Genomic DNA, 21,103 nt, shown 5'->3' with positions numbered 1-21,103 from the left:
CTTTTATTAAAATTGTATAATAAAAAAGCAAGAAGTGGGGTTATAGCTCAGCTGGTCAGAGCGCTACGTTGACATCGTAGAGGTCACAGGTTCGATCCCTGTTAACCCCACCATTTTTTTATATGGGTTACATGGGGATATAGCTCAGTAGGGAGAGCGCATGCCTCGCATGCATGAGGTCAGGGGTTCGAATCCCCTTATCTCCACCAAACTGAAAATAAAATATTTTTATACATAAAATTTATTTTTTATCAAAAGATATAACCGAATCATAAAAATGAGGAGGTTATATCTTTTTATGTGGAAAAAATTGAGATTGATATCAATCTTGATAATTTTGCTATTAACCATATCAATATCTTTGAGCGGATGTAAAAGTACAGCTCAAAAACCCTTTTTCAAACCTTTTAGTAAGATAGGAGTAAAAAAACTTCAAGTAGTAGGATTTTATGTTGATTCTGCTGGCCCAGATAATTCATATCAATCATTGGTAAAATATTCAAGATATATTGATACACTTTCTCCCTTGTGGCTTACTGTAGAAGGAGACGGGACAGTAAAAGATTCTACAAACCCTCAAGTGCTGGATTATGCGAAAAAACAAGGGATAAAAGTAGTTCCTCTTGTTAATGTGGCTAACAGCAAAGATGAAGTTCTTTTGGATCCAAATATCCGAGAAAAGGCTATTTCTCAATTAATGGCTTTATTAAAAAAACATGATTTTGACGGTTACAACATAGATTTTGAGTTTATTCCTCATGGAACTAAAAATTATGTTCAGGACAAAGATTATCTTACGGCTTTTATAAGCAAAATAAGACCGCTTATCAAAAAAGAAGGTAAAATTCTTGACATTTCCGTTATACCTCATTATCAGGTACCTAAAGAAATATCAGGTATATACGACTATCACGAATTAGCGCCTTTAGTGGACCATGTCACCTTGATGACCTATGATAGGCATAATGCTTCTTCACCGCCGGGACCTGTTTCTCCTGAGCAGTGGGTGGAGTACAACGTCAAAGATGCACTAAATGAAGGTTTTAAACCTGAACAAATATGTTTAGGAGTAGCTACTTATGGATATGATTGGCCTGCAAGTAAAAGTGGTGGTTTCTCTCGCCCTACAAAAGAAATACTTACAAAAGCACAAATTCAAGGAATTCAAATAAAGTGGAGCGACCAATACCAAGAGCCTTATTATGTCTATTATGACAAAAACACGGGAATAACGAGAGAGGTATGGTTTGAAAACTCTGCCACTTTAGCTGAGAAGATAGAAGTTGCTAAAAGGTATAATTTACATGGCATATGTGTGTGGAGGATTGGCTTTGAAACCCCTTCCTTTTGGAATGTTATAGGTAAGAAAATAGGAAGCAGATAGAAAAATATTGAAAACATTTAAGTAAAGGTATATAATAGAGATGTGATTACCAAATTATTGGGGGGATTTTTATGGATTTAAATTCCTACATAGACAATATGAGAGATGACATTATAAAATCTGTTCAAGAGTTAGTCAAGATAAAAAGCGTACAAGATGAACCGAAACCAGGAATGCCTTATGGAGAAGGTGTTGCTAAGGCATTGGACAAAGCTTTAGAGATTGCACAAAGTTTAGGCTTTAGGACTAAAAACGTGGATGGCTATGTAGGGTATGCAGAATACGGCGAAGGAGAAGAAATGATAGGAGTTTTGGGACATTTAGATGTAGTTCCAGAAGGTGATGGGTGGACTTATCCACCTTATGGTGCTGAAATACATGATGGAAAGATATATGGGAGAGGTACTGTAGATGATAAGGGCCCTATAATTGCTGCTTTATACGGGCTAAAGGCTATAAAAGACGCTGGGTTAAAGCTTTCTAAAAGAGTGAGAATTTTATTTGGAACAAATGAAGAGACAGGTTCTCACGAGATTGCTTATTATTTAAAACACGATGAAGCTCCTACAATGGGCTTTACTCCTGATGCTCAATATCCAATTATATATGCAGAAAAAGGAATAACAATGTTTAATGTGGTAAAAGACTTTAATAAAAAGTCCAGCAACATTGTTATAAAATACATCAAAGGTGGAGAAAGGCCTAATGTAGTACCAGGCTATTGTGAAGCTGGATTAGAGGTAAAAGAGGCAAATAAGAAGAAAGAAATTCAAGATAAGTTAGAAGCCTTCATAAAAGAGACTGGTTACAATTTGAAGGCTGAAGAAAAAGACGAAATGCTTGTAATCAAATCAGTAGGGGTTTCGGCTCATGGCAGCCTTCCACACTTAGGGAAAAATGCTATAATGCAGCTATTTCTCTTCCTTGACAGAATAGATTTAGAGGATAGCGATGTCAAAGATTTTATACATTTCTTTGCTACAAATGTGGGAATGGAAACAGATGGAAAAACTTTTGGGATATACTTAAAAGATGAAACAGGAGAATTGACTTTTAACGTTGGTACTATTCAATTAGATGAAAACAAAGGAGTATTAGGATTAAATATTCGATATCCTGTAAAATATAAATATGAGGATTGGATGAATATTTTTGAAGAAAAAATCAAAACTAATGGGATGAGAATAGAAGACATGCTCCATCAACCACCTTTGTATTTCCCACCAGACCATCCTTTGATAAAAACTTTGAGCAAAGTTTATGAAGAACAGACGGGACAGAAAGCAGAGCTTTTAGCAATAGGTGGAGGAACTTATGCGAAAGAGATGCCTAACACAGTAGCATTTGGGCCTGTTTTTCCAGGCAAGCCAGAGTTAGCACATCAAGCGGATGAATATATAGAAATTGAAGATTTGATATTAAATGCAAAAATTTATGCTCACGCTATATATGAATTAGCAAAATAAAATCCCTCTTTTGAGGGGTTTTATTTTAAACTAAAATATAATTTATTTTCTTCTAGCATAAATCCTAATTCTTCCCAAGGCAAAGATGTATTATTAGAATATACTGAAATGACACCAATATCGCGTAAAAACTCAGAAACAGTTTTTATAATTTGTTTTTCTAGTTCTTTTTTGTCAATTTCTTTTTCAAAAGACACAGAAAGTTCATTAATTATAATTCTATTAACTGGTTCATAAGAGTCTTGGAAAATTGTCAGCCAAAGTCGAAAGTTTTTTTCTATTCCATTTAGAAGAATAAACCATTCAGTATCGTCTTCATATTTTAGAATATGTTGTATCAAGTTAATTTGTAAAATTTTTTCTATTTCCCACTTCATGAGGGAAAGGTATTCGTCGCTAAGAATTTCGCTCAAAGTAATGTTTATGCATCTCAATGATAATAAGTCATTCATGATATCCCTCTTTTTATAAAATGATATTCTTATTTGGTGATTTTTACTATATAGTATATGTTATTATGCAAGTAAGTGGTTTTATATTATAAATTCTATTAAAACGTTTAAAGTCCTTCTTTGTATTAAAAAATTTGTGATTGACATATTTTAGAGAGATGTATATAATAAAAATATAGAAAGTGGGGTTATAGCTCAGCTGGTCAGAGCGCTACGCTCACATCGTAGAGGTCACAGGTTCGATCCCTGTTAACCCCACCAATAATATGAAGATTTTCCGGCATTGTATAGATGCCGGGATTTTTATGTGCGCCCGGCATGGGCGATAACTAGGCGGTGAAAGTCCGCTGTGGGCTTGGTAGTGGGAACCACTAGCCAAGAGCAAGGGTGTCCATCGTGAGGTGGAATCTGAAGGAAGCTTAAGGCAAAATCTCGGTCTGATGAACAAGAACCAGATAAGAGGCTGAATTGGGATGGATGAGTTTGCGTAACAAAACGAAGTCCAACACTACCCGAATCCCATACAGTAAATCTGGCAGATATATGAGATGAAAGTTATCGTTCTTACCCGGGGAGGTCTCAAGGATAAGTCATGGAAGTAAAATCTGAAGTGACAACCCATGCAGTGATGTATGGCTGAACCTTGAGAAGTCAGCAGAGGTCATAGTACTTATCTAGACATGAATAGATAAGGAAGGACCGAACGTTAGGAGGTTTTGGAAATCTTATGGACTCGAAAGATATGCAGAGACTGCAGACAACTCAACAAAGAGGCTATCCGTTGAATAGAGAAATGGAATTTCAAAAGACAACGGAAGTGCATAGTATATCATCGGCGTCGGAAGATGGAAGAAACGAAGTACAAAGATATACCAGCAAGATGCTTGAAATGATAGTAGAACGAGGAAACATGAGAGCAGCATACAAGCGCGTTGTTGCAAATAAAGGAAGCCATGGAGTCGATGGGATGGAAGTAGATGAACTTCTACCGTATCTCAAAGAAAACTGGCCAACCATAAAACAACAACTGCTGGAGGGGAAATACAAACCACAACCAGTGCGAAGAGTAGAAATTCCCAAACCAGATGGAGGAGTAAGACTACTAGGAATACCTACAGTACTAGACAGACTAATACAACAAGCAATAGCCCAAATACTGAATAAAGTCTACAACCATACATTTTCTGATAGCAGTTATGGATTCAGACCAGGACGCAGTGCAAAAGACGCAATAAAAGCCGCAGAAGCATACATAAATGAAGGATACACATGGGTTGTAGATATGGACTTAGAAAAGTTCTTTGACAGAGTAAACCACGACATAATAATGTCCAAACTAGAAAAGCGGATAGGAGACAAAAGAGTACTAAAGTTAATACGAAGATACCTAGAATCGGGAGTAATGATAAACGGAATCAAAGTATCAACAGAAGAAGGGACACCCCAAGGAGGGCCATTAAGTCCCCTATTAGCAAACATAATGTTGGATGAACTAGACAAAGAACTTGAAAAGAGAGGGCACAAATTCTGCCGATACGCAGATGACTGCAACATATATGTAAGAAGCAGGTCTGCAGGAAACAGAGTAATGAAGAGCATAAAGAAATTCATAGAAAGCAAATTAAAACTAAAAGTCAACGAAGCAAAAAGTGCTGTAGATAGACCATGGAGAAGAAAATTTCTTGGATTTTCATTCTATACAAAAGAAAACGAAGTAAGAATAAGAATCCATGAAAAATCCATCAAAAGGTTTAAGGAAAAAGTAAGAGAAATAACCAATCGGAACAAGGGAATAAGCATGGAAAACAGAATAAAAAGACTAAATCAAATAACAACAGGATGGGTCAACTATTTTGGATTAGCAGACGCGAAAAGCATAATGAAAACCCTTGACGAATGGATAAGGCGAAGACTAAGGGCATGTATATGGAAACAATGGAAGAAGATAAAAACGAAGCATGATAACTTAGTAAAACTAGGAGTAGAAGAACAAAAAGCCTGGGAATACGCCAATACAAGGAAAGGCTACTGGAGAATATCCAATAGCCCAATCCTAAATAAGACTCTTACAAATAAATACTTTGAAAGCATAGGTTATAAGAGTTTATCCCAAAGATATCTAATTGTACACAATTCCTAATGAACCGCCGTATACCGAACGGTACGTACGGTGGTGTGAGAGGACGCTGAATAAAATAATTATTCAGCTCCTACTCGATTTTTTGATGTTTATGCAGGAATGGTAATATTTTGCCCCTGTTGCCCAAGGAGGCAGCTCTATTCTTTTTATGTGTTTTCTTCTTCAATGTTTTTGTAATTATTCTCTAAGTGGTAAATATGTCTATACCTATTTGAGGGAGATACAAAAAGGTTCTTGACTTTACAGTTTTAAATTGATAACATAAATTACAACATGTTATACACAATAGTAATCATTACTTTCGTTATCCTTGGCTGGGATTATGGTTAAATCAACAGAACCGTAAATCCCCTTATTCTAAATGAAGAAATGCTTATAGACTGCTTAGTGATATTGATAAACATTTTTGTAAAATTCATATAGGTTAGGAAGGAGTTATAGGTGTGGAAGAATTGAAAAAGAAGGTCATTTCTTTTATCGATAGTATTAAGGGGGAGATTTTTGAAATTGCTGATGAGATATACAAAAATCCTGAGCTTGGAAATCAAGAATTTAAAGCTTCAAAACTATTAAAGGAAAAAATAAACGGTTATGGTTTTTTAGTAAATGAAGTCGAAGGCCTGCCAACTGCTTTTTTGGCACAGAAAAAAGGTAAAAAACCTGGTCCCAAGGTGGCGCTTTTGGCTGAGTATGATGCTCTTCCAGAAATAGGTCACGCTTGTGGTCATAACTTAATTGCAGCTGCAAGTTTTGGAGCTGCAGCAGCCTTAGGGGCATTAGATGAAGAGCTTTTCGGCGAAGTGATGTTAGTAGGTTCCCCTGCAGAAGAAACTGACGGTGCCAAGGTAATACTAGTAGAAAGAGGTATTTTTTGATGTGGATGCAGCTATGATGGTACATCCTGGCAATAGAACTACTGTATATACTACTTCCCTTGCCATAGAACCTCTGGAGTTTACATATACGGGTAAAGCAGCGCATGCCGCCGTTGCACCTCACCTAGGCATAAATGCTCTGGACGCGGTCATCCTTCTTTTCAACGGTATCAATGCCTTAAGGCAGCAGTTGAGACCTGATGCGAGAATCCATGGGATAATTACCGAAGGAGGATACACTCCCAATATTATTCCCGAAAGAGCTGTCGCCCGCTTTTACGTGAGGGCAAAAGAAAAAAAATACATGCTGGAGGTAAAGGAAAAAGTAATAGCCTGTGCCAAGGGTGCTGAGGTGGCAACTGGAGCAAAGCTTTCATATAGAAATTTTGAGCTTGGCTTTGACAACCTAATAACCAATAAAACTATGGTTGAGACATTTAAAGCTAATTTAAAGGAACTGGGTTATCATGATATAAGCGATAAGGAAGAGGGCGTTGGCTCAACGGACATGGGAAATGTAAGCCAGGTTGTGCCTTCTATCCATCCCCACATTGCCATAGCTGAAGAGGACATAGCACCTCATAGCTTGGAATTTTTGAAAGCTGCAGGTTCAGAGAGGGGAAAGGAGGCAGCCGTACTTGCAGCCAAAGCTCTGGCTATGACTGCGGTAGATATAATGACAAAAGAGGAATTGCTAAAGAAGATAAAAGAGGAGTTTAAAAAAACGGTTGAAATTTCTTAAATATTCCTCGCGAGCAATTTCTTATACCAATCAGAGTAGAAGGAAGCTTGCTGCCTTTATTTTTATGTAATTTAGGTTTGGTGCCAAAACTTTTTATGTTGAGGATAGATTTTTTTATTTCAGAGTCATATAAAAGCATTATAAGGAAATAAAAGTCACCTCTTGACATATTATCGAAATGCTGTAGAATGATATTATAATGAAAATCTTATCAGAGTTTTCTGTTTAAAAACTATTGTATGGAGGTTGTATGATGTACATTCCGACAATTAGCCCTTATGCTTTTAAAATTGGTCCAATTGCTGTTCATTGGTATGGAATTTTTATGGCTATTTCTATTGCTATTGGTGGATATTATTTGTACAAAGAGGCAATGAAATTAAATTACGATGAAGACTTTTTATTAAATCTATTAATGATTGTAGTAATTTCTGGTGTTATAGGTGCTCGATTGATGTTTGTATTGGCAAATTATCCTGAGTGGTTTATTAAAAATCCTATTCAAGTGTTAAAGATTTATGAAGGTGGACTTTCATGGCATGGTGCAGTTTTAGGTGGTTTTTTAGCAGGGCTTTATTATTGTCGTAAAAAAGGTGTGAGGATAAATCCTCTAGAGGATTTCGCAGTTTTAGGACTTTCAATTGGTAATATATTAGTCAGAATAGGAAATATATTTAACCAAGAAGTATTAGGAAGGCCGACTGAGTTTGCCTTTGGGAGATGGCCTGCGCAATTAGTAGGAGTTGCTATGGGAGTAATACTTCTCATAAGATATTTTTATATACAAAAAAAGCACATGCCTGATGGATATCAATTTTGGTCTTTTATATTTTATTATCAATTAATGAGAGGTTTAATTGAAGAAACCGTAAGGGACAATCCTTTAATATGGCCTGTATATTTAAATGAAAAATGGGGAATAGGATTTTTTACTTTAACTCAGTTAGTAACACCTTTTATTTTGATATTGGCATACTGGATGATTAGAAGGGTTTTAAATGACCCCAATAAACAATTTTACAATTAAACTGCCTTTGAGGCAGTTTTCTTATTTAAGGCAAATTGAATTAATCTTTAACTATTGATAAATCTAAAAGGGAACTACTTTATTTTATAACATTTTAATGGTAAAATTATATTGATAAATTTTTTACAGAGGAGCTGAAAAGATGGAAAAAAGAAAAGTTTTTGATGACTTATTAGTTAGGATTGACCAAAAGGCAAGAGAAATTGATGATATGGATGAATTTTATGGTGAAGTTGTTAAGATATTAGCAGACAATGTTCCTTACTATAATTGGACAGGTTTTTATTTCATGAAGGATGGAGAGTTAGTAATAGGACCTTATATTGGTAGACCTACAGAACATGTGAAAATTAAAGTAGGACAGGGGGTTTGTGGAAGAGCTGTTGCAGAAAAAAATACTATAATTGTAGATGATGTAACAAAAGAAGATAATTATTTGGCTTGTAGTCTTGAGACGAAATCGGAAATTGTAGTGCCAATATGGGTTAATGGCGACATAATAGGAGAAATAGATATTGACAGCGATGATTTAGCTGCTTTTGATGAAGAAGACAAAAGATTTTTAGAAAAAGTTGCAGAAATTATAAGTCGAAAACTCAAAAAATAGATTTCCATTGATTTTTGTGGTATAATAATTGTGTCAGGAAGGAGGATAGGCTATGAGAGAAAGAGTAGAAGAAGTATTAGAGCTTCTAAGACCATCTCTTCAAGCAGACGGAGGAAATGTGGAACTTATTGACGTTACAGAGGATGGAATTGTAAAGGTAAGGCTGACAGGTGCTTGTGGAGGATGCCCTTTTGCTACGTTGACGCTGAAAGAAGGCATTGAAAGGGCTATCAAAGAAGAAATTCCTGAAGTGAGGGAAGTAATAGCAGTTTAAAAATCCGGGTTATCCGGATTTTTTTGTTATATAAGCAGGAATTTTTAACCATACATAGAATAGTATATATGGGAATATTTTCAAGGAGGTCTATGTATGGTTAAAAAATTTTGTTTAGCAGGATTGATTGCCTTGATATTATTTTTAAATTTATCAAGTGCCTATTCAGAAGCTAATCCTTATTCAGAAGAAAAAATATTACAAGAAATAATAATGAAGGTACCTTTTACAAGGGGATTAAAATTGGTAGAACATAAGTTGCAAAATGGGTTATATAGCTTTAAATTTGAAGGAAGTAATCCCTTTAAGAATTTAAAAATTGTATACAATAGTGACAATGATAAATTGGAGTATATAGATTACTATGAAAATACTTTTACACCTTTTGACAAAAATTTATCAGCAAAATATTCAAAAAGTGAGTCGATAATTTTAGCCCACAATTTGATATCTTCAATTACAGGAGAAGAATATCAATTTGTAAAAAGCCTTTCAGATGATGAGTATATTGATGAAAGTTTAGAAAAACCATATATTTATAAGTTAATTTTTAAAAAAGTGATAAATCACCTGATAGTGGATAATAGAGAAATAGTTGTGTACATAGATTCTCATTCAGGAGAAGTTGTTAAATTTTTTGGTGAAAATCTTTCGGAAAAAGTGGAATATGAGGGGACAAAGGATATTAAAAGTATTGGCGAAATAAAAAGCCTATACCAAAGATATATTGTTCCTCAGCTTATGGCTTATAAAGAGGGCAAAAAGTATCAGTTAGTGTATATTTCCTCTTTGAATCCTTTGTTTTATGGGATTGATGCCAAAAGTGGTATTTTTATTGATTATAAGGGAAATGATATTAAAGAAGAAATGATTACACTGGATTTTGCAAAGTTAAAAGACGATTGTTTTAATTTAAAAAATCCAGAGACAATTGCTCAAGATATAGCAAAAAATTTAAAAATAGATAAAATTTCTTTACTCAAATCCGGTTATGTGAATAATTTTTATTTGACGGGTAAACCGGCTGTGACCTATGATTGGAATTTTACAAGTTTAAAAGACAAAATTTTAAATATAAATGTAGCAATTGATTCTCACGACCAAAATATTCTTCACTTAGGTTTTGGTTATTGGAATTATAATGAGAAAAATTTTAGAATACTTGATATTGAAGAGGCAAAGACATATGTGAAAGAACATCTTTATAATTATTTGTCTTGTGATTTTTTGGTAGCATATCCTATGAATTATCGAGATAATAAAATTTATACTTTTTATAGACAAACAAACAATACGATAATTTCTAATAATTATATAACCATTGAAACAAATGAGGAAGGAATAGTTAAAAAAATAATTTTTAATTGGGATTATATTGATTTTCCAAAGATAGACAATACTATCAATACACAAGTTGCTCAAAATATTTTTATAGATAGTGGTTTTAAACTGTACTATTTTATAACAGAGAATAAAAAAGGTAAATTAGTGTATATACCTAACTCTTTGGAGTTTATGATAGATGCCAGCACAGGGAAAAAGATATATTACAGTTCTTTAAATTGGGAGGAGCATTAGAGAATGGACAATGAAATTTTGAAACTTGAAGCGGCTGAAGAATTAGGACTTCTTGAAAAGGTAAAAAAAGTTGGATGGTCTAAGTTATCTGCCCAAGAAACTGGGAAGATAGGTTCAATAGTTAAGAAAAAGATGAAAATGCAACAGGAGGTAGGAAAAAAAGAAAAGTTGTGATATACTCTATTTGAGGTGAATTGCCATGGGGGATAAAAATTTGTTTGAAGAGGCTGCTCGCCTCATTAAGCAGTCAAGAAAAAATATTGTATTGACAGGAGCAGGTATATCAACGGAAAGTGGTATACCTGATTTTAGAAGCCCAGGAAGGGGTCTGTGGGAGAAGTTAGATCCAATGGAGGTTTTGTCAACGGGAGTATTGTACAATTTCCCGGAGGAATTTTATAAAGTTGGTTTCAAGATTTTGTCTTCAATGAGAAATGCTGAGCCTAATGAAGCTCATTACATATTAAGCGAAATGGAGAAAGAAGGTATAATTTTTGGAGTAATTACACAAAATATAGACAATCTTCATCAAAAAGCTGGTTCTAAAAATGTATTCGAAGTTCACGGCAATACGAGAGAAGGAAGTTGTTTACATTGTGGAAAAAAAGTCTCTTTTGAAGTTTTAGAGGAAAAAGTAAATAAAAAACAAATTCCTCCTCGCTGCGATGAGTGTGGTGGGTTACTGCGGCCTGATGTAGTACTATTTGGAGATCCTATGCCTTATGTTTTTGATTTGGCAGTAAAAGAAGTAAAGTCCAGCGATTTGTTAATAGTCATAGGTTCTTCTTTGGCAGTTTCGCCAGTGAACTTTTTGCCAGATATAGTAAGACATTTAATAATTATAAATGCGACAGAGACTCCTTATGACTATAAAGCTGATGTAGTTATAAGGGAAAAAGCAAGCTATGCGCTTAGAAATATATGGGATATTATAAAATTTCAATAAAAAATTTGACAATTTGATATATAAGTGCTATGATAGAGAAGTAAATTATTTATCAAGTTTGGAGGAAGATATAAATGGTAAGAGGTAAAGTAAAATGGTTTAATGCCGAGAAAGGCTATGGCTTTATTGAAAGGGAGGATGGCACAGACGTATTTGTCCATTACTCAGCAATTGAAGGTGATGGCTTTAAGACATTAGAGGAAGGACAAAAAGTTGAGTTCGAGGTAGTTGAAGCTGCAAAAGGACCACAAGCTTCTAAGGTAAGAAAGGTAAACTGACGTGAAATTAAACCCTAACATTAAATATGTTAGGGTTTTTTGATATAGGAGGTATTTACTATGAGTGATTACATTGTAAGAGCTACAGCTTATAATAATAAAATATTAGCTATTGCAGCTTTTTCAACACAAACTACCCAGAAGGCTAAAGAAATTCACAATCTCACACCTACCACTTGTGCAGCTTTAGGAAGAGCTTTGACAGCTGTCGCTATGATGCGAGTTATGATGAAGGATGAAAAAGACAAGGTCACTTTAGTTATAAAAGGTGATGGGCCTATAGGGAATATTGTTGCAGTGTCAAATTACCCGGGAATTGTCAAAGGGTATGTAGGAAATCCTACAGTGGATTTACCACTGTCTGAAAAAGGAAAATTAGATGTAGGCAAAGCTGTTGGTAAAAATGGATATGTGACTGTTATAAAAGATATAGGTTTAAAGGAACCTTACATTGGAACTGTAGAGCTTCAAACTGGGGAAATCGGGGAAGATATAGCCTATTATTTTTATGCCTCTGAGCAGGTACCTTCTGCTGTTGGGGTAGGAGTGTTAGTGGGAAAAGAAGGAAATGTTTTAGCTTCTGGAGGCTTTATTATACAGTTATTGCCTAATGTTGAAGAAGAAGTTGTAGCAAAGCTAGAGGAAGCACTCAGGAATATTTCTTCAGTTACAGAATTGTTAAGGAATGGATATCTGCCAGAAGATATATTGAACCATATATTAGGGGAGATGGGACTTAATATTTTAGAAAGAGTAGATTTAAAATATGAATGTGATTGTTCACAAGAAAGATTTGAAACTGCTATAATTGCTCTTGGAAAAGAGGAGATAGAAAAACTTATTTCAGAAGGACAATTTGTTGAAGCTGTATGCCATTTTTGTGGTAAAAAGTATTTGATAGAGGAAAGTAGGCTTAAAGAATTGCTGAGAATTGCAGAGGAATAAAGCAAATTTAAGAGAATCATCGATATTTTTTATTTTTAATTAGACATAAAGGCGAAAAAATCCTCAAAATAGTGTTGACTAATAGCAGTTTTTTATGTATACTATTACTTGCACGGCAGTAGAATGGTCGTATAGCTCAGCTGGGAGAGCACCTGCCTTACAAGCAGGGGGTCATAGGTTCGAGTCCTATTGCGACCACCACGGCCCAATAGCTCAGTTGGTTAGAGCGCCAGCCTGTCACGCTGGAGGTCGAGGGTTCAAGTCCCTTTTGGGTCGCCAGTTATGCCTCGATAGCTCAGTTGGTAGAGCAAGGGACTGAAAATCCCTGTGTCAGTGGTTCGATTCCACTTCGAGGCACCATTATGCGGACATAGCTCAGTTGGTAGAGCATCACCTTGCCAAGGTGAGGGTCGCGAGTTCGAGTCTCGTTGTCCGCTCCAATATGGCGACATAGCCAAGTGGTAAGGCAGAGGTCTGCAAAACCTTTATTCCCCGGTTCGAATCCGGGTGTCGCCTCCATAAAAATATGAAACTTTAGTGAATCAGGTTATGAAAAAGCCCTAGAAGGGGCTTATATTTTTTAATTTTAAAATCTAATCGTTTGTAGTCTTTTGGATAGGAGGGAAATTATGGATAAAATTAACGACATAGAAAATATAGAACAAATTATAAAGGAAAATGATATGGTATTTCTTTATTTTTCTACACAAGATTGCGGAATATGTACATCATTACTTCCTAAACTTGAAGAAATGCTAGTAAACTATCCAAAAATAAAAAGTTTTCACATTCCTATTGATGAGATTCCGCTGGCTTCTGGTAAGTTTTCTGTTTTTACTGTTCCTACTGTAATAGTTTATGTGGATGGAAAAGAGGCAATAAGAGAGGCTCGTTTTATAAGTATGGACACATTGGAAGAAAAAATTTCAAAATATTACTCTCTTTTCTTTGAAGAAACTGCATAAAATTTTATGTAAAATTTTTTCATTTTTAATTTAAATTTAATTTGCTAAAGTAGTAGTTTTTTTGCCAAAATTTTTATATAATATTATGGGGTTGTTAAATGTTTTTTTGTGGAGGAAGCATTGTGAAGGGGAGAAACATTCTTATTGTCGATGATAACAAACTTACAAGGAAAATTTTGAAAGATATTTTAGAAAATGCTGGGTATGGGGTGCTAGAGGCTAAAGATGGAGAAGAGGCTTTACAAATATACAGGAATAAACTACCTGATATGGTAATATTAGATATAGTTATGCCAGGCATGAATGGCTTTGACCTTTTAAGAATTTTGAGGAAAGAAGAAGAAAATTTGATGCTTCCTATAATACTTTTGACTTCACAGGACAATTTTGAAGAAAAAATTAAAGGGTTGGAATTGGGTGCAGATGATTATTTAGTGAAACCTTTTAATGACAAAGAACTTCTGTTTAAAGTCAATAATTTGTTTCAGCGGATAGAACACAACAGAATGGCCAACCCTCTTACTGGTCTTAGAGGAAATATTGACATTAAAGAAGAAATAAAAAGGCGAATTAAAGAAAACAAGCCTTATGCCATTTTGTATATTGATTTGGACAATTTTAAGTCTTATAATGATTACTATGGTTTTCTAAGAGGAGATAATGTAATAAAACTTACAGCCAAAATTTTATCAGATGCTGTAAATCTGATTGGAAATGAAAGAGATTTTTTGGGACACATAGGTGGAGATGATTTTGTGATAATTACTACTCCTGATAAAGCTGAAGAGATGTGTAAGTATATAATTTCTCGCTTTGATGAGGAAATAAAGTATTTATATGACGATGAAGATAGAAAACGGGGTTACATAGAGACAATTGGTAGGACTGGCGAAAAGATGATGTTTCCACTGGTATCAATTTCTATTGCTATTGTCACAAATGAATTTAGAGATTTTAAAAATGATTTGGAAATAAGTGCAGTAGCTGCTGAATTGAAAAAGAAATTAAAGACAATGGATGGAAGTTGTTATTTAAAAGATAGAAGAAAAGGTTAAAGAAAAGGTTAAAGAAAAGGTTAAAGAAAAGGTTAAAGAAAAGGTTAAGGGCATACAACAGTATGCCCTATCTTTGTATAAAAGAGGTGAAAAAATGTCTAATCCCTTTGTTCCCCATGGCAATTTTAAATGGGTTGTAATTGATGGAAGAGAGAGGGAAATTGGAGATAGTTTGTCTAAGTTAGGGATAAAAGTCTTATATACTGAAAAATGTGCAGATTTATACGATGCTATTTCTTTTCATCCCGATATACTTTTGCATCCCTTAGGAGACAGAGAAATCATTGTAGCTCCCAATGTGACACCAGAGTTTATACGCAAATTGAAATTAATAGGTTTAAAAGTAAAAATAGGACAAACTTTTTTGAAACGTAACTATCCTTATGATATCGCATATAATGTAGCAAGATTGGGAAACACAGCTTTTCACAATTTCAAGTACACAGATCCTGTTTTGAGAGAGTCCTTAGAAAAAAAAGGTGTCAAGTTTTTAAATGTAAAGCAAGGTTATACAAAATGTAATATGGCAATCATAGATGATAATAGCTTTATAACTTCAGACAAAGGAATATTTGAGGTAGCAGTTAGCAATGGTTTTGAAGCGCTTTTGATAGAACCCGGAGGTGTTTTTTTAAAGGGTTTTGAATACGGGTTTATTGGCGGTGCAATGGGGCTTATAGGAGAGAAAAAATTAGCAGTAACTGGTGTATTTAATTCACATAAAAATTATGAAAAAATTATTGAATTTTTAAATAAAAAAGGAATTGAAATTGTTTATCTTACTTTTAAACAAATAAAAGACATTGGTTCCATCATTCCACTGATTTAAAACAGATAAAAATGATAAAAAGACACATATACTATTAACGAAGGGAGTGAGAAAATTGCAACTATTTTCCATAGGTGTTTCAAAGGATTTAAAACTAGATGTAGAAAATTTAAAACATGGCTTAAAAAATTTAGCTGAAAATGGTATAAAGATTGCGATAAATTCTAATGTGTGTGGCTCAGTTACCTATTATAGCTTAAAAGTGGAGGATAAACAAGGCTTTAGCAATGTTGCGAGAATAAGAAATTATATAGCGGAAGCTATTTCAGATATAATTGTTAACCAAATTGACAAACGGATAATAAAAAAATTAATCAATAAATATTACCATTATTTTTCAGAAGATGAAAAGGAGGAAATAGAAAAAATCGCTTACAATATTTTAGAAGATGATGTGAATAAAGAGACATTTAAATTAGCAAAAAAAGAGCAAATTTTTGTATTGGTAAGAGATTTTTTAAAAGAGAGTGATTATATAGACTTAGAAGGGTTTGTGAACTTTAGACTGAGGGATTTTATTGGTGAACTTAGCGAAGTAACAGATAAGGCTGTTGATGAATTTTTAATGAAAAAAGAGTACAATGAGTTTATAGGTTTACTTAAATACTTCGTCGAATTACAGGATTCAAAAGTTGAAATATTGAATATCATTGTCGATAAAAATGGCAAATTTAAACTTTATGATGAAAATGACAAACCAATATCTAATGATTTTATTAATGAAATAGTTGCTGAATTAAAAGATGGTGTTATAAGTGATGAAGATGCTTTGATAAGCACGCTTATAACCATTGCTCCTAAAAAAATATTTTTTCATTCTATTAACAATATGAGAGATAATGAAATTCTAGAGACGGTTAAAAAAGTTTTTAATGACAAAGTAGAAATTTGCTATGGTTGTGAATTGTGTTCAAAGATTAAATGTGAAAAATAGCCCAGCTTAAGGCTGGGTTTTAAAATTCGTCAAAATCTGATATTATTATATTTGTGATTTTTTATAGGGATGTGCAAAATTAATTAAAATAATCATAATCAAAAACCAAAATATGTATTACATACAATATATAGTAATCAACACTGACAATCAAACATAAAGGAAGTGGTAAGGGAAAAGAAAAGACAAAAAGAGGAGCTAAAAAAGGGCATAAATATCCTGTAGAAGTCAAATGTTAAAAAATGGCATGAAATAGATTCAATAAAAATTAGGCCGATTGCATCAAAGCAACAAGAGATCTAAACTCATCATATTTGCCCAATTTAATAGCTACAATAGCGACAGTAAGCAAAGTAATATGGCCAAAAGTATTAAGGTTGCTCACAGAATTAATATTTCTAACATAAGCCTTTTCAAAATCCAGAGCTTTAAAGCGGGAATTATATCTTTCTGATTCAATTCTCAATTTGTAGACGGCCTTAAAATATAGGGAGTCTCTATTAATAGAGGACCTATAATCAGAAGATATAATAGCATACTTAGTACAGCCTCTATGCTTTTTGCCATTAAAATATTTAGGATGATTTATAGGGCAGGCAGAATCATCCTTAGAATTACAGAACTTGCAAACAAATTTTTGCTTAATAAAACCATCAAAATATTGCTTGCCATCTTTAAGCATTTTAATACCCGCTTCACAGACCATATAACCATCATCAGTCAGAGGGGGATTTTTAGAATTACGCTTGTTAAGAGGAATAAAGCAATGACCGTGGAGAATATTTCTAACATAATTATAAAGTTTCTTAACATCATAGCCTTTATCAGCAATAAAATTAACATACTTAAGGTTAAACCACTTATTAGTCTTCTCAAGCAAAGATAAAGCGGCTTCAAAATCAGGGGCATCAGCGGGGGTAGTAGTTTCAGCGATGGGTAAACCAGAGATAGCATCAACAATAATGTGATTTTTATAGCCCCAATAAAACTTATAGCGTTTATTAGAAGAATCGTTAGAAGCAGAATAAACGCCTAATTTACAATCCTTATCTGACTTAGGCTGATTATCTTTAGAGAATTTATTTTTAGAAAAAGACTTAGGGTTATTTAACTTAGTGTTAGCTTTAATAGGGGTAGAATCCATGGAAATAAACTCACCGGAGATAATACCCATATTTTTGAGGATATTGACCTGATTTTGAAAAATAGAGGTCAAATAATCATGAGAGAAGTCATTAATAAAACGGCGAAAAGTCCAATAAGAAGGAAGAGGTTTAGAAATGTCGAAGCCACAAAGATGAGCAATGATAAGATTATTGCGGAGATAATCTAAAAGGTCAGAAATTGTGCCGAATCTTTCAGCTTTCATGACAATAAAAGCTCTAAAAAGTGCATGGTGAGAATAACCCTTACGGCCAGGACTAGAGGAAGGGAATTCAGGTATTGAAGACAGGTCAAGATTTTCAAACATAGAAGAATAGAAATCAATTTTAGACTGAGAGGTAAAGAGTTCAGGTATATTTAAAAGCAATTGAAGCTGGTACATGTAGGATTTCCTCCTCCTTAAGAAATATTTTCATGCTGTATATATAATAATTCGACAAATGGGAGGTGAAATCCTACATAAAAGATAAAAAATTCAAGAGTGATAGGAAAAAAGTATGTCTGTAGAATGGCTTAAATTAAGGCTTCTGAATTTTGCACAAGTCTAATTTTTTAAAATTTAGAGGTGGTGGAATGCAATTTTTAACAAGGATGCTATTTTTAGCTTTTGTAGGAGCAGCTATTGGATGGCTTACGAATTTTGTCGCCGTTAAAATGCTATTTAAGCCTTTGAAACCTGTAAAAATTTTCGGTATTACGTTACAAGGACTTATCCCTAAAAGAAAATATGAAATTGCTAAATCAATAGGTGAAATTGTGGAAAGGGAATTGTTATCTTTTAATGATTTATGGGACAGGCTTTTAACAGAAGAAAATCGCAAGTTTCTATTATCGAATTTGGACTTAAAAGTTAAAGAAGTTACAGAAAATAAACTTCCTTCTTTTCTTCCCAAGGCTATAAAAGAGATGATATCAAACTACATTGGTGATATTATAAATAGAGAAGTAGAAGTATTTTTAAATTCTCCTTCTAATGAAGTGGTAGAGATTATTTCAAAAAAACTTAAAATATCAGAAATTGTAGAGGAAAAAATAAAAAGCTTCAAATTAGAAAAATTGGAGGAGGTGGTGATAAAAATTGCTCACAGTGAACTTTATATGATAGAGATTATGGGGGGAGTTTTAGGGTTTCTAATAGGAGTATTGCAAGCAATTGTGATACAATTTTTATAAATTATTATTGACAAATGTCCGAGAGGAAGATATAATGATTAAAAAATTAAATATTAAAGCAATGAGGGGGAAAGTAGATATTTAAAGAACATCACAGAGATTGAATGACATAGGCTGAGATCATTCAAATGTTCTGAATATCGAAGACCACCCCGGAGCTGCGGATGATGAATCCGAACGGTTATTCCGATATAATACCAGAGTATAAAAAAGAGTGGAACCGCAGATAACCTCTGCCTCTTTACGGGGTAAGAGGTTTTTTATTTAAGAGAAAAATTTTACAAAGGAGGTAATTGAATGATTATAACATTAAAGGATGGCACACAAAGAGAATTTGAAAAGGGTATGACAGTTTATGAAATAGCTAAAAGTATAAGTGAAAGGTTAGCAAAAGAAGCCGTCGGTGGAAAATTTAATGGCAAAGTGGTGGAACTTAATACAAAAATTGAGGAGGACGGAAAATTAGAAATTTTGACTTTTGATGATGAAGAAGGGAAAAAGATTTATTGGCACACTTCTTCCCATATTTTAGCACAGGCTGTAAAAAGGCTTTTTAAAGATGTGAAATTGGCAATTGGTCCGGCTATAGACAATGGTTTTTATTATGACTTTGATACAGAAAGGCCTTTTACCACAGAAGACTTTGAAGCTATAGAACAGGAAATGAATAGAATTATAAAAGAAGATTATAAGTTGGAAAGGTTTGTCCTTCCAAAAGATGAAGCGATAAAATTGATGAAAGAAAAAGATGAACCTTATAAAGTGGAGCTAATTGAAGAAATACCAGAAGGAGAGGAAATTTCTTTTTACAAGCAAGGAGAATTTACTGACCTTTGTGCTGGGCCCCATCTTATGTCAACAGGCATGGTAAAAACTATTAAATTGTTGTCAGTTGCTGGAGCCTACTGGAAAGGCGACGAAAAAAATAAAATGCTTCAAAGAATATATGGAATAAGCTTTCCCAAAAAAAGCATGTTAGATCAATATTTACATATGTTAGAGGAAGCTAAAAAGAGAGACCATAGAAAATTAGGGAAAGAGTTAGATTTGTTTAGTATCCACCCTGAAGGACCTGGTTTTCCTTTTTTCCATCCTAAGGGAATGATTATAAGAAACATTTTAGAAGATTTTTGGCGAAAAGAACATATAAAGCATGGTTATCAGGAAATAAAAACTCCCATAATTTTGAATGAAGAATTATGGCGTAGGTCAGGACACTGGGACCACTATAAAGAGAATATGTATTTCACTGAAATAGACGGAGAGACTTATGCAATAAAGCCTATGAATTGCCCTGGAGCAATGCTTGTTTACAAGTCTACAATGCACAGTTACAGGGATTTGCCTTTGAGACTTTGTGAATTGGGTTTAGTGCATAGACATGAACTCTCAGGAGTTTTGCATGGGCTTATGAGAGTAAGAAGTTTTACTCAGGATGATGCTCACTTGTTTATGACTCCTGAGCAGGTTGAAGATGAAATTTTAGGGGTTATAAATTTAGTGGATTATTTCTATAAAATTTTTGGCTTTGAGTATTTTGTTGAATTGTCTACACGTCCTGAAAATTCTATGGGGTCTGATGAAGACTGGGAATTGGCTACAAATGCTTTGATTTCTGCTTTAAATCGCGTGAATTTACCATATAAAGTTAATGAGGGGGATGGTGCATTTTACGGACCCAAAATAGATTTTCATTTAAAAGACAGCATAGGTCGTACATGGCAATGTGGAACTATCCAATTGGATTTCCAGATGCCTGAAAGGTTTGAACTGGAGTATATAGGCCCAGATGGAGAAAAACACAGACCTATAATGTTGCACAGGGTAATTTACGGAAGTATAGAAAGATTTATTGGAATTCTTACTGAACATTTTGCAGGGGCTTTCCCAACTTGGCTGGCGCCAGTACAAGTTAGAGTTTTGCCTATATCTGATAAACACTATGCTTATGCCCAAAATGTATACGGGCGTCTGTTGGAAAATGACATAAGAGCTGAATTAGACGACAGGAATGAAAAAATAGGATACAAAATACGAGAGGCACAACTTCAAAAGATTCCTTACATGCTGATTGTAGGGGATAAAGAAGTGGAACAAGGAACAGTATCTTTAAGGTCAAGAAAAGAAGGGGACTTAGGCGCTATTTCCTTAAATGAGTTTATAGAAAAAATTCTTAAAGAAATCGCTACAAAAGCTTTATAAAATCAAAATGCTCCTTTAAAGGGGCATTTTGATTTATTGAAAGAATTTAAAAAACGTGGTAATCTAA

General features: G+C 34.0%; 21 protein-coding genes, 8 tRNA genes and 1 other annotated feature. Of the genes, 27 read left to right on the top strand and 2 right to left on the bottom strand.

Features of this window, described 5'->3' with window-relative positions; genetic code table 11:
• Positions 1-36 precede the first annotated feature (36 nt).
• The 4 genes from EB239_RS11220 (at position 37) to pepV (ending at position 2,850) form a co-directional block, all read left to right on the top strand.
• A tRNA-Val gene (locus tag EB239_RS11220) sits at positions 37-113 on the top strand.
• Positions 114-133: 20 nt separating this feature from the next.
• Positions 134-209: transfer RNA gene (locus EB239_RS11215), tRNA-Ala, on the top strand.
• Between the two features lie 89 nt (positions 210-298).
• Complete coding sequence (locus EB239_RS11210) at positions 299-1,384, top strand: glycosyl hydrolase family 18 protein (RefSeq protein WP_003870188.1); 1,086 nt, start codon at positions 299-301, stop codon at positions 1,382-1,384.
• Between the two features lie 71 nt (positions 1,385-1,455).
• Positions 1,456-2,850: a dipeptidase PepV gene (gene pepV, locus EB239_RS11205; protein ID WP_003870187.1), complete on the top strand. Its 1,395-nt coding sequence runs from the start codon at positions 1,456-1,458 to the stop codon at positions 2,848-2,850.
• Between the two features lie 20 nt (positions 2,851-2,870).
• Here the strand turns inward: pepV and EB239_RS11200 are convergent, their stop codons facing one another.
• The gene (locus EB239_RS11200) at positions 2,871-3,302 is read right to left on the bottom strand and encodes a hypothetical protein (protein WP_003870186.1); all 432 of its coding nucleotides are present in this window, start codon (positions 3,300-3,302) and stop codon (positions 2,871-2,873) included.
• A gap of 184 nt (positions 3,303-3,486) precedes the next feature.
• Between EB239_RS11200 and EB239_RS11195 the strand changes: the two genes are divergently transcribed.
• The 21 genes from EB239_RS11195 (at position 3,487) to ytxC (ending at position 16,497) form a co-directional block, all read left to right on the top strand.
• Positions 3,487-3,563, top strand: a tRNA-Val gene (locus EB239_RS11195).
• Positions 3,564-4,029: 466 nt separating this feature from the next.
• Complete coding sequence (gene ltrA, locus EB239_RS11190; RefSeq protein ID WP_129545075.1) at positions 4,030-5,442, top strand: group II intron reverse transcriptase/maturase; 1,413 nt, start codon at positions 4,030-4,032, stop codon at positions 5,440-5,442.
• Between the two features lie 443 nt (positions 5,443-5,885).
• On the top strand, positions 5,886-6,317 hold the full coding sequence (locus tag EB239_RS15365; RefSeq protein WP_003870184.1) for a zinc-binding metallopeptidase family protein: 432 nt from the start codon (positions 5,886-5,888) through the stop codon (positions 6,315-6,317).
• Position 6,318: 1 nt separating this feature from the next.
• Positions 6,319-7,059, top strand: a complete 741-nt coding sequence (locus EB239_RS15360; RefSeq protein WP_318261373.1) for a peptidase dimerization domain-containing protein — start codon at positions 6,319-6,321, stop codon at positions 7,057-7,059.
• A 253-nt stretch (positions 7,060-7,312) separates the two neighbouring features.
• Positions 7,313-8,086, top strand: coding sequence for a prolipoprotein diacylglyceryl transferase (locus tag EB239_RS11180; RefSeq protein ID WP_003870182.1), 774 nt, complete (start codon positions 7,313-7,315; stop codon positions 8,084-8,086).
• Positions 8,087-8,228: 142 nt separating this feature from the next.
• The gene (locus EB239_RS11175; protein WP_003870181.1) at positions 8,229-8,693 is read left to right on the top strand and encodes a GAF domain-containing protein; all 465 of its coding nucleotides are present in this window, start codon (positions 8,229-8,231) and stop codon (positions 8,691-8,693) included.
• A 52-nt stretch (positions 8,694-8,745) separates the two neighbouring features.
• Positions 8,746-8,967 (top strand): NifU family protein, encoded by a 222-nt coding sequence (locus EB239_RS11170; RefSeq protein WP_003870180.1) that lies wholly within the window; start codon positions 8,746-8,748, stop codon positions 8,965-8,967.
• A gap of 96 nt (positions 8,968-9,063) precedes the next feature.
• Complete coding sequence (locus EB239_RS11165; protein ID WP_003870179.1) at positions 9,064-10,545, top strand: hypothetical protein; 1,482 nt, start codon at positions 9,064-9,066, stop codon at positions 10,543-10,545.
• A 3-nt stretch (positions 10,546-10,548) separates the two neighbouring features.
• Complete coding sequence (locus EB239_RS11160; RefSeq protein WP_003870178.1) at positions 10,549-10,719, top strand: small, acid-soluble spore protein, alpha/beta type; 171 nt, start codon at positions 10,549-10,551, stop codon at positions 10,717-10,719.
• 25 nt (positions 10,720-10,744) lie between these two features.
• Positions 10,745-11,491 carry an NAD-dependent protein deacylase gene (locus tag EB239_RS11155; protein ID WP_003870177.1) on the top strand — a complete coding sequence of 249 codons (747 nt, stop codon included), beginning with the start codon at positions 10,745-10,747 and terminating at the stop codon, positions 11,489-11,491.
• Positions 11,492-11,565: 74 nt separating this feature from the next.
• The gene (locus EB239_RS11150; RefSeq protein ID WP_003867228.1) at positions 11,566-11,769 is read left to right on the top strand and encodes a cold-shock protein; all 204 of its coding nucleotides are present in this window, start codon (positions 11,566-11,568) and stop codon (positions 11,767-11,769) included.
• Positions 11,770-11,829: 60 nt separating this feature from the next.
• Positions 11,830-12,714, top strand: coding sequence for an Hsp33 family molecular chaperone HslO (hslO, locus tag EB239_RS11145; RefSeq protein WP_003870176.1), 885 nt, complete (start codon positions 11,830-11,832; stop codon positions 12,712-12,714).
• 125 nt (positions 12,715-12,839) lie between these two features.
• Positions 12,840-12,915, top strand: a tRNA-Val gene (locus EB239_RS11140).
• 1 nt (position 12,916) lies between these two features.
• Positions 12,917-12,993, top strand: a tRNA-Asp gene (locus EB239_RS11135).
• 5 nt (positions 12,994-12,998) lie between these two features.
• Positions 12,999-13,074: transfer RNA gene (locus EB239_RS11130), tRNA-Phe, on the top strand.
• A 4-nt stretch (positions 13,075-13,078) separates the two neighbouring features.
• A tRNA-Gly gene (locus tag EB239_RS11125) sits at positions 13,079-13,154 on the top strand.
• Between the two features lie 4 nt (positions 13,155-13,158).
• Positions 13,159-13,233: transfer RNA gene (locus tag EB239_RS11120), tRNA-Cys, on the top strand.
• A gap of 110 nt (positions 13,234-13,343) precedes the next feature.
• The gene (locus EB239_RS11115) at positions 13,344-13,679 is read left to right on the top strand and encodes a thioredoxin family protein (RefSeq protein ID WP_003870175.1); all 336 of its coding nucleotides are present in this window, start codon (positions 13,344-13,346) and stop codon (positions 13,677-13,679) included.
• Positions 13,680-13,801: 122 nt separating this feature from the next.
• Complete coding sequence (locus EB239_RS11110; RefSeq protein ID WP_003867231.1) at positions 13,802-14,734, top strand: GGDEF domain-containing response regulator; 933 nt, start codon at positions 13,802-13,804, stop codon at positions 14,732-14,734.
• A gap of 94 nt (positions 14,735-14,828) precedes the next feature.
• The gene (locus tag EB239_RS11105; protein ID WP_003867232.1) at positions 14,829-15,563 is read left to right on the top strand and encodes a DUF6873 family GME fold protein; all 735 of its coding nucleotides are present in this window, start codon (positions 14,829-14,831) and stop codon (positions 15,561-15,563) included.
• Between the two features lie 55 nt (positions 15,564-15,618).
• Positions 15,619-16,497, top strand: coding sequence for a putative sporulation protein YtxC (gene ytxC / locus EB239_RS11100; protein WP_003870174.1), 879 nt, complete (start codon positions 15,619-15,621; stop codon positions 16,495-16,497).
• Positions 16,498-16,765: 268 nt separating this feature from the next.
• Here ytxC and EB239_RS11095 read toward each other — a convergent pair whose 3' ends face one another.
• A complete protein-coding gene (locus EB239_RS11095; RefSeq protein ID WP_003869069.1) occupies positions 16,766-18,043 on the bottom strand; it encodes a transposase in 1,278 nt (425 codons plus the stop codon).
• A 191-nt stretch (positions 18,044-18,234) separates the two neighbouring features.
• Between EB239_RS11095 and EB239_RS11090 the strand changes: the two genes are divergently transcribed.
• Entirely contained in the window at positions 18,235-18,834 is a 600-nt protein-coding gene (locus tag EB239_RS11090; protein WP_003871462.1) for a DUF445 domain-containing protein, read from the top strand.
• A 52-nt stretch (positions 18,835-18,886) separates the two neighbouring features.
• Positions 18,887-19,078, top strand: a binding site (T-box leader).
• Positions 19,079-19,131: 53 nt separating this feature from the next.
• Positions 19,132-21,036: a threonine--tRNA ligase gene (thrS, locus tag EB239_RS11085; protein WP_003871461.1), complete on the top strand. Its 1,905-nt coding sequence runs from the start codon at positions 19,132-19,134 to the stop codon at positions 21,034-21,036.
• Positions 21,037-21,103: the final 67 nt, after the last annotated feature.

Source organism: Thermoanaerobacter ethanolicus JW 200 (assembly GCF_003722315.1).
GTDB classification, from domain to species: domain Bacteria; phylum Bacillota; class Thermoanaerobacteria; order Thermoanaerobacterales; family Thermoanaerobacteraceae; genus Thermoanaerobacter; species Thermoanaerobacter ethanolicus.
The sequence above is the reverse complement of the archived record's forward strand: the minus strand, read 5'-3'. Positions and strand labels throughout refer to the sequence as shown.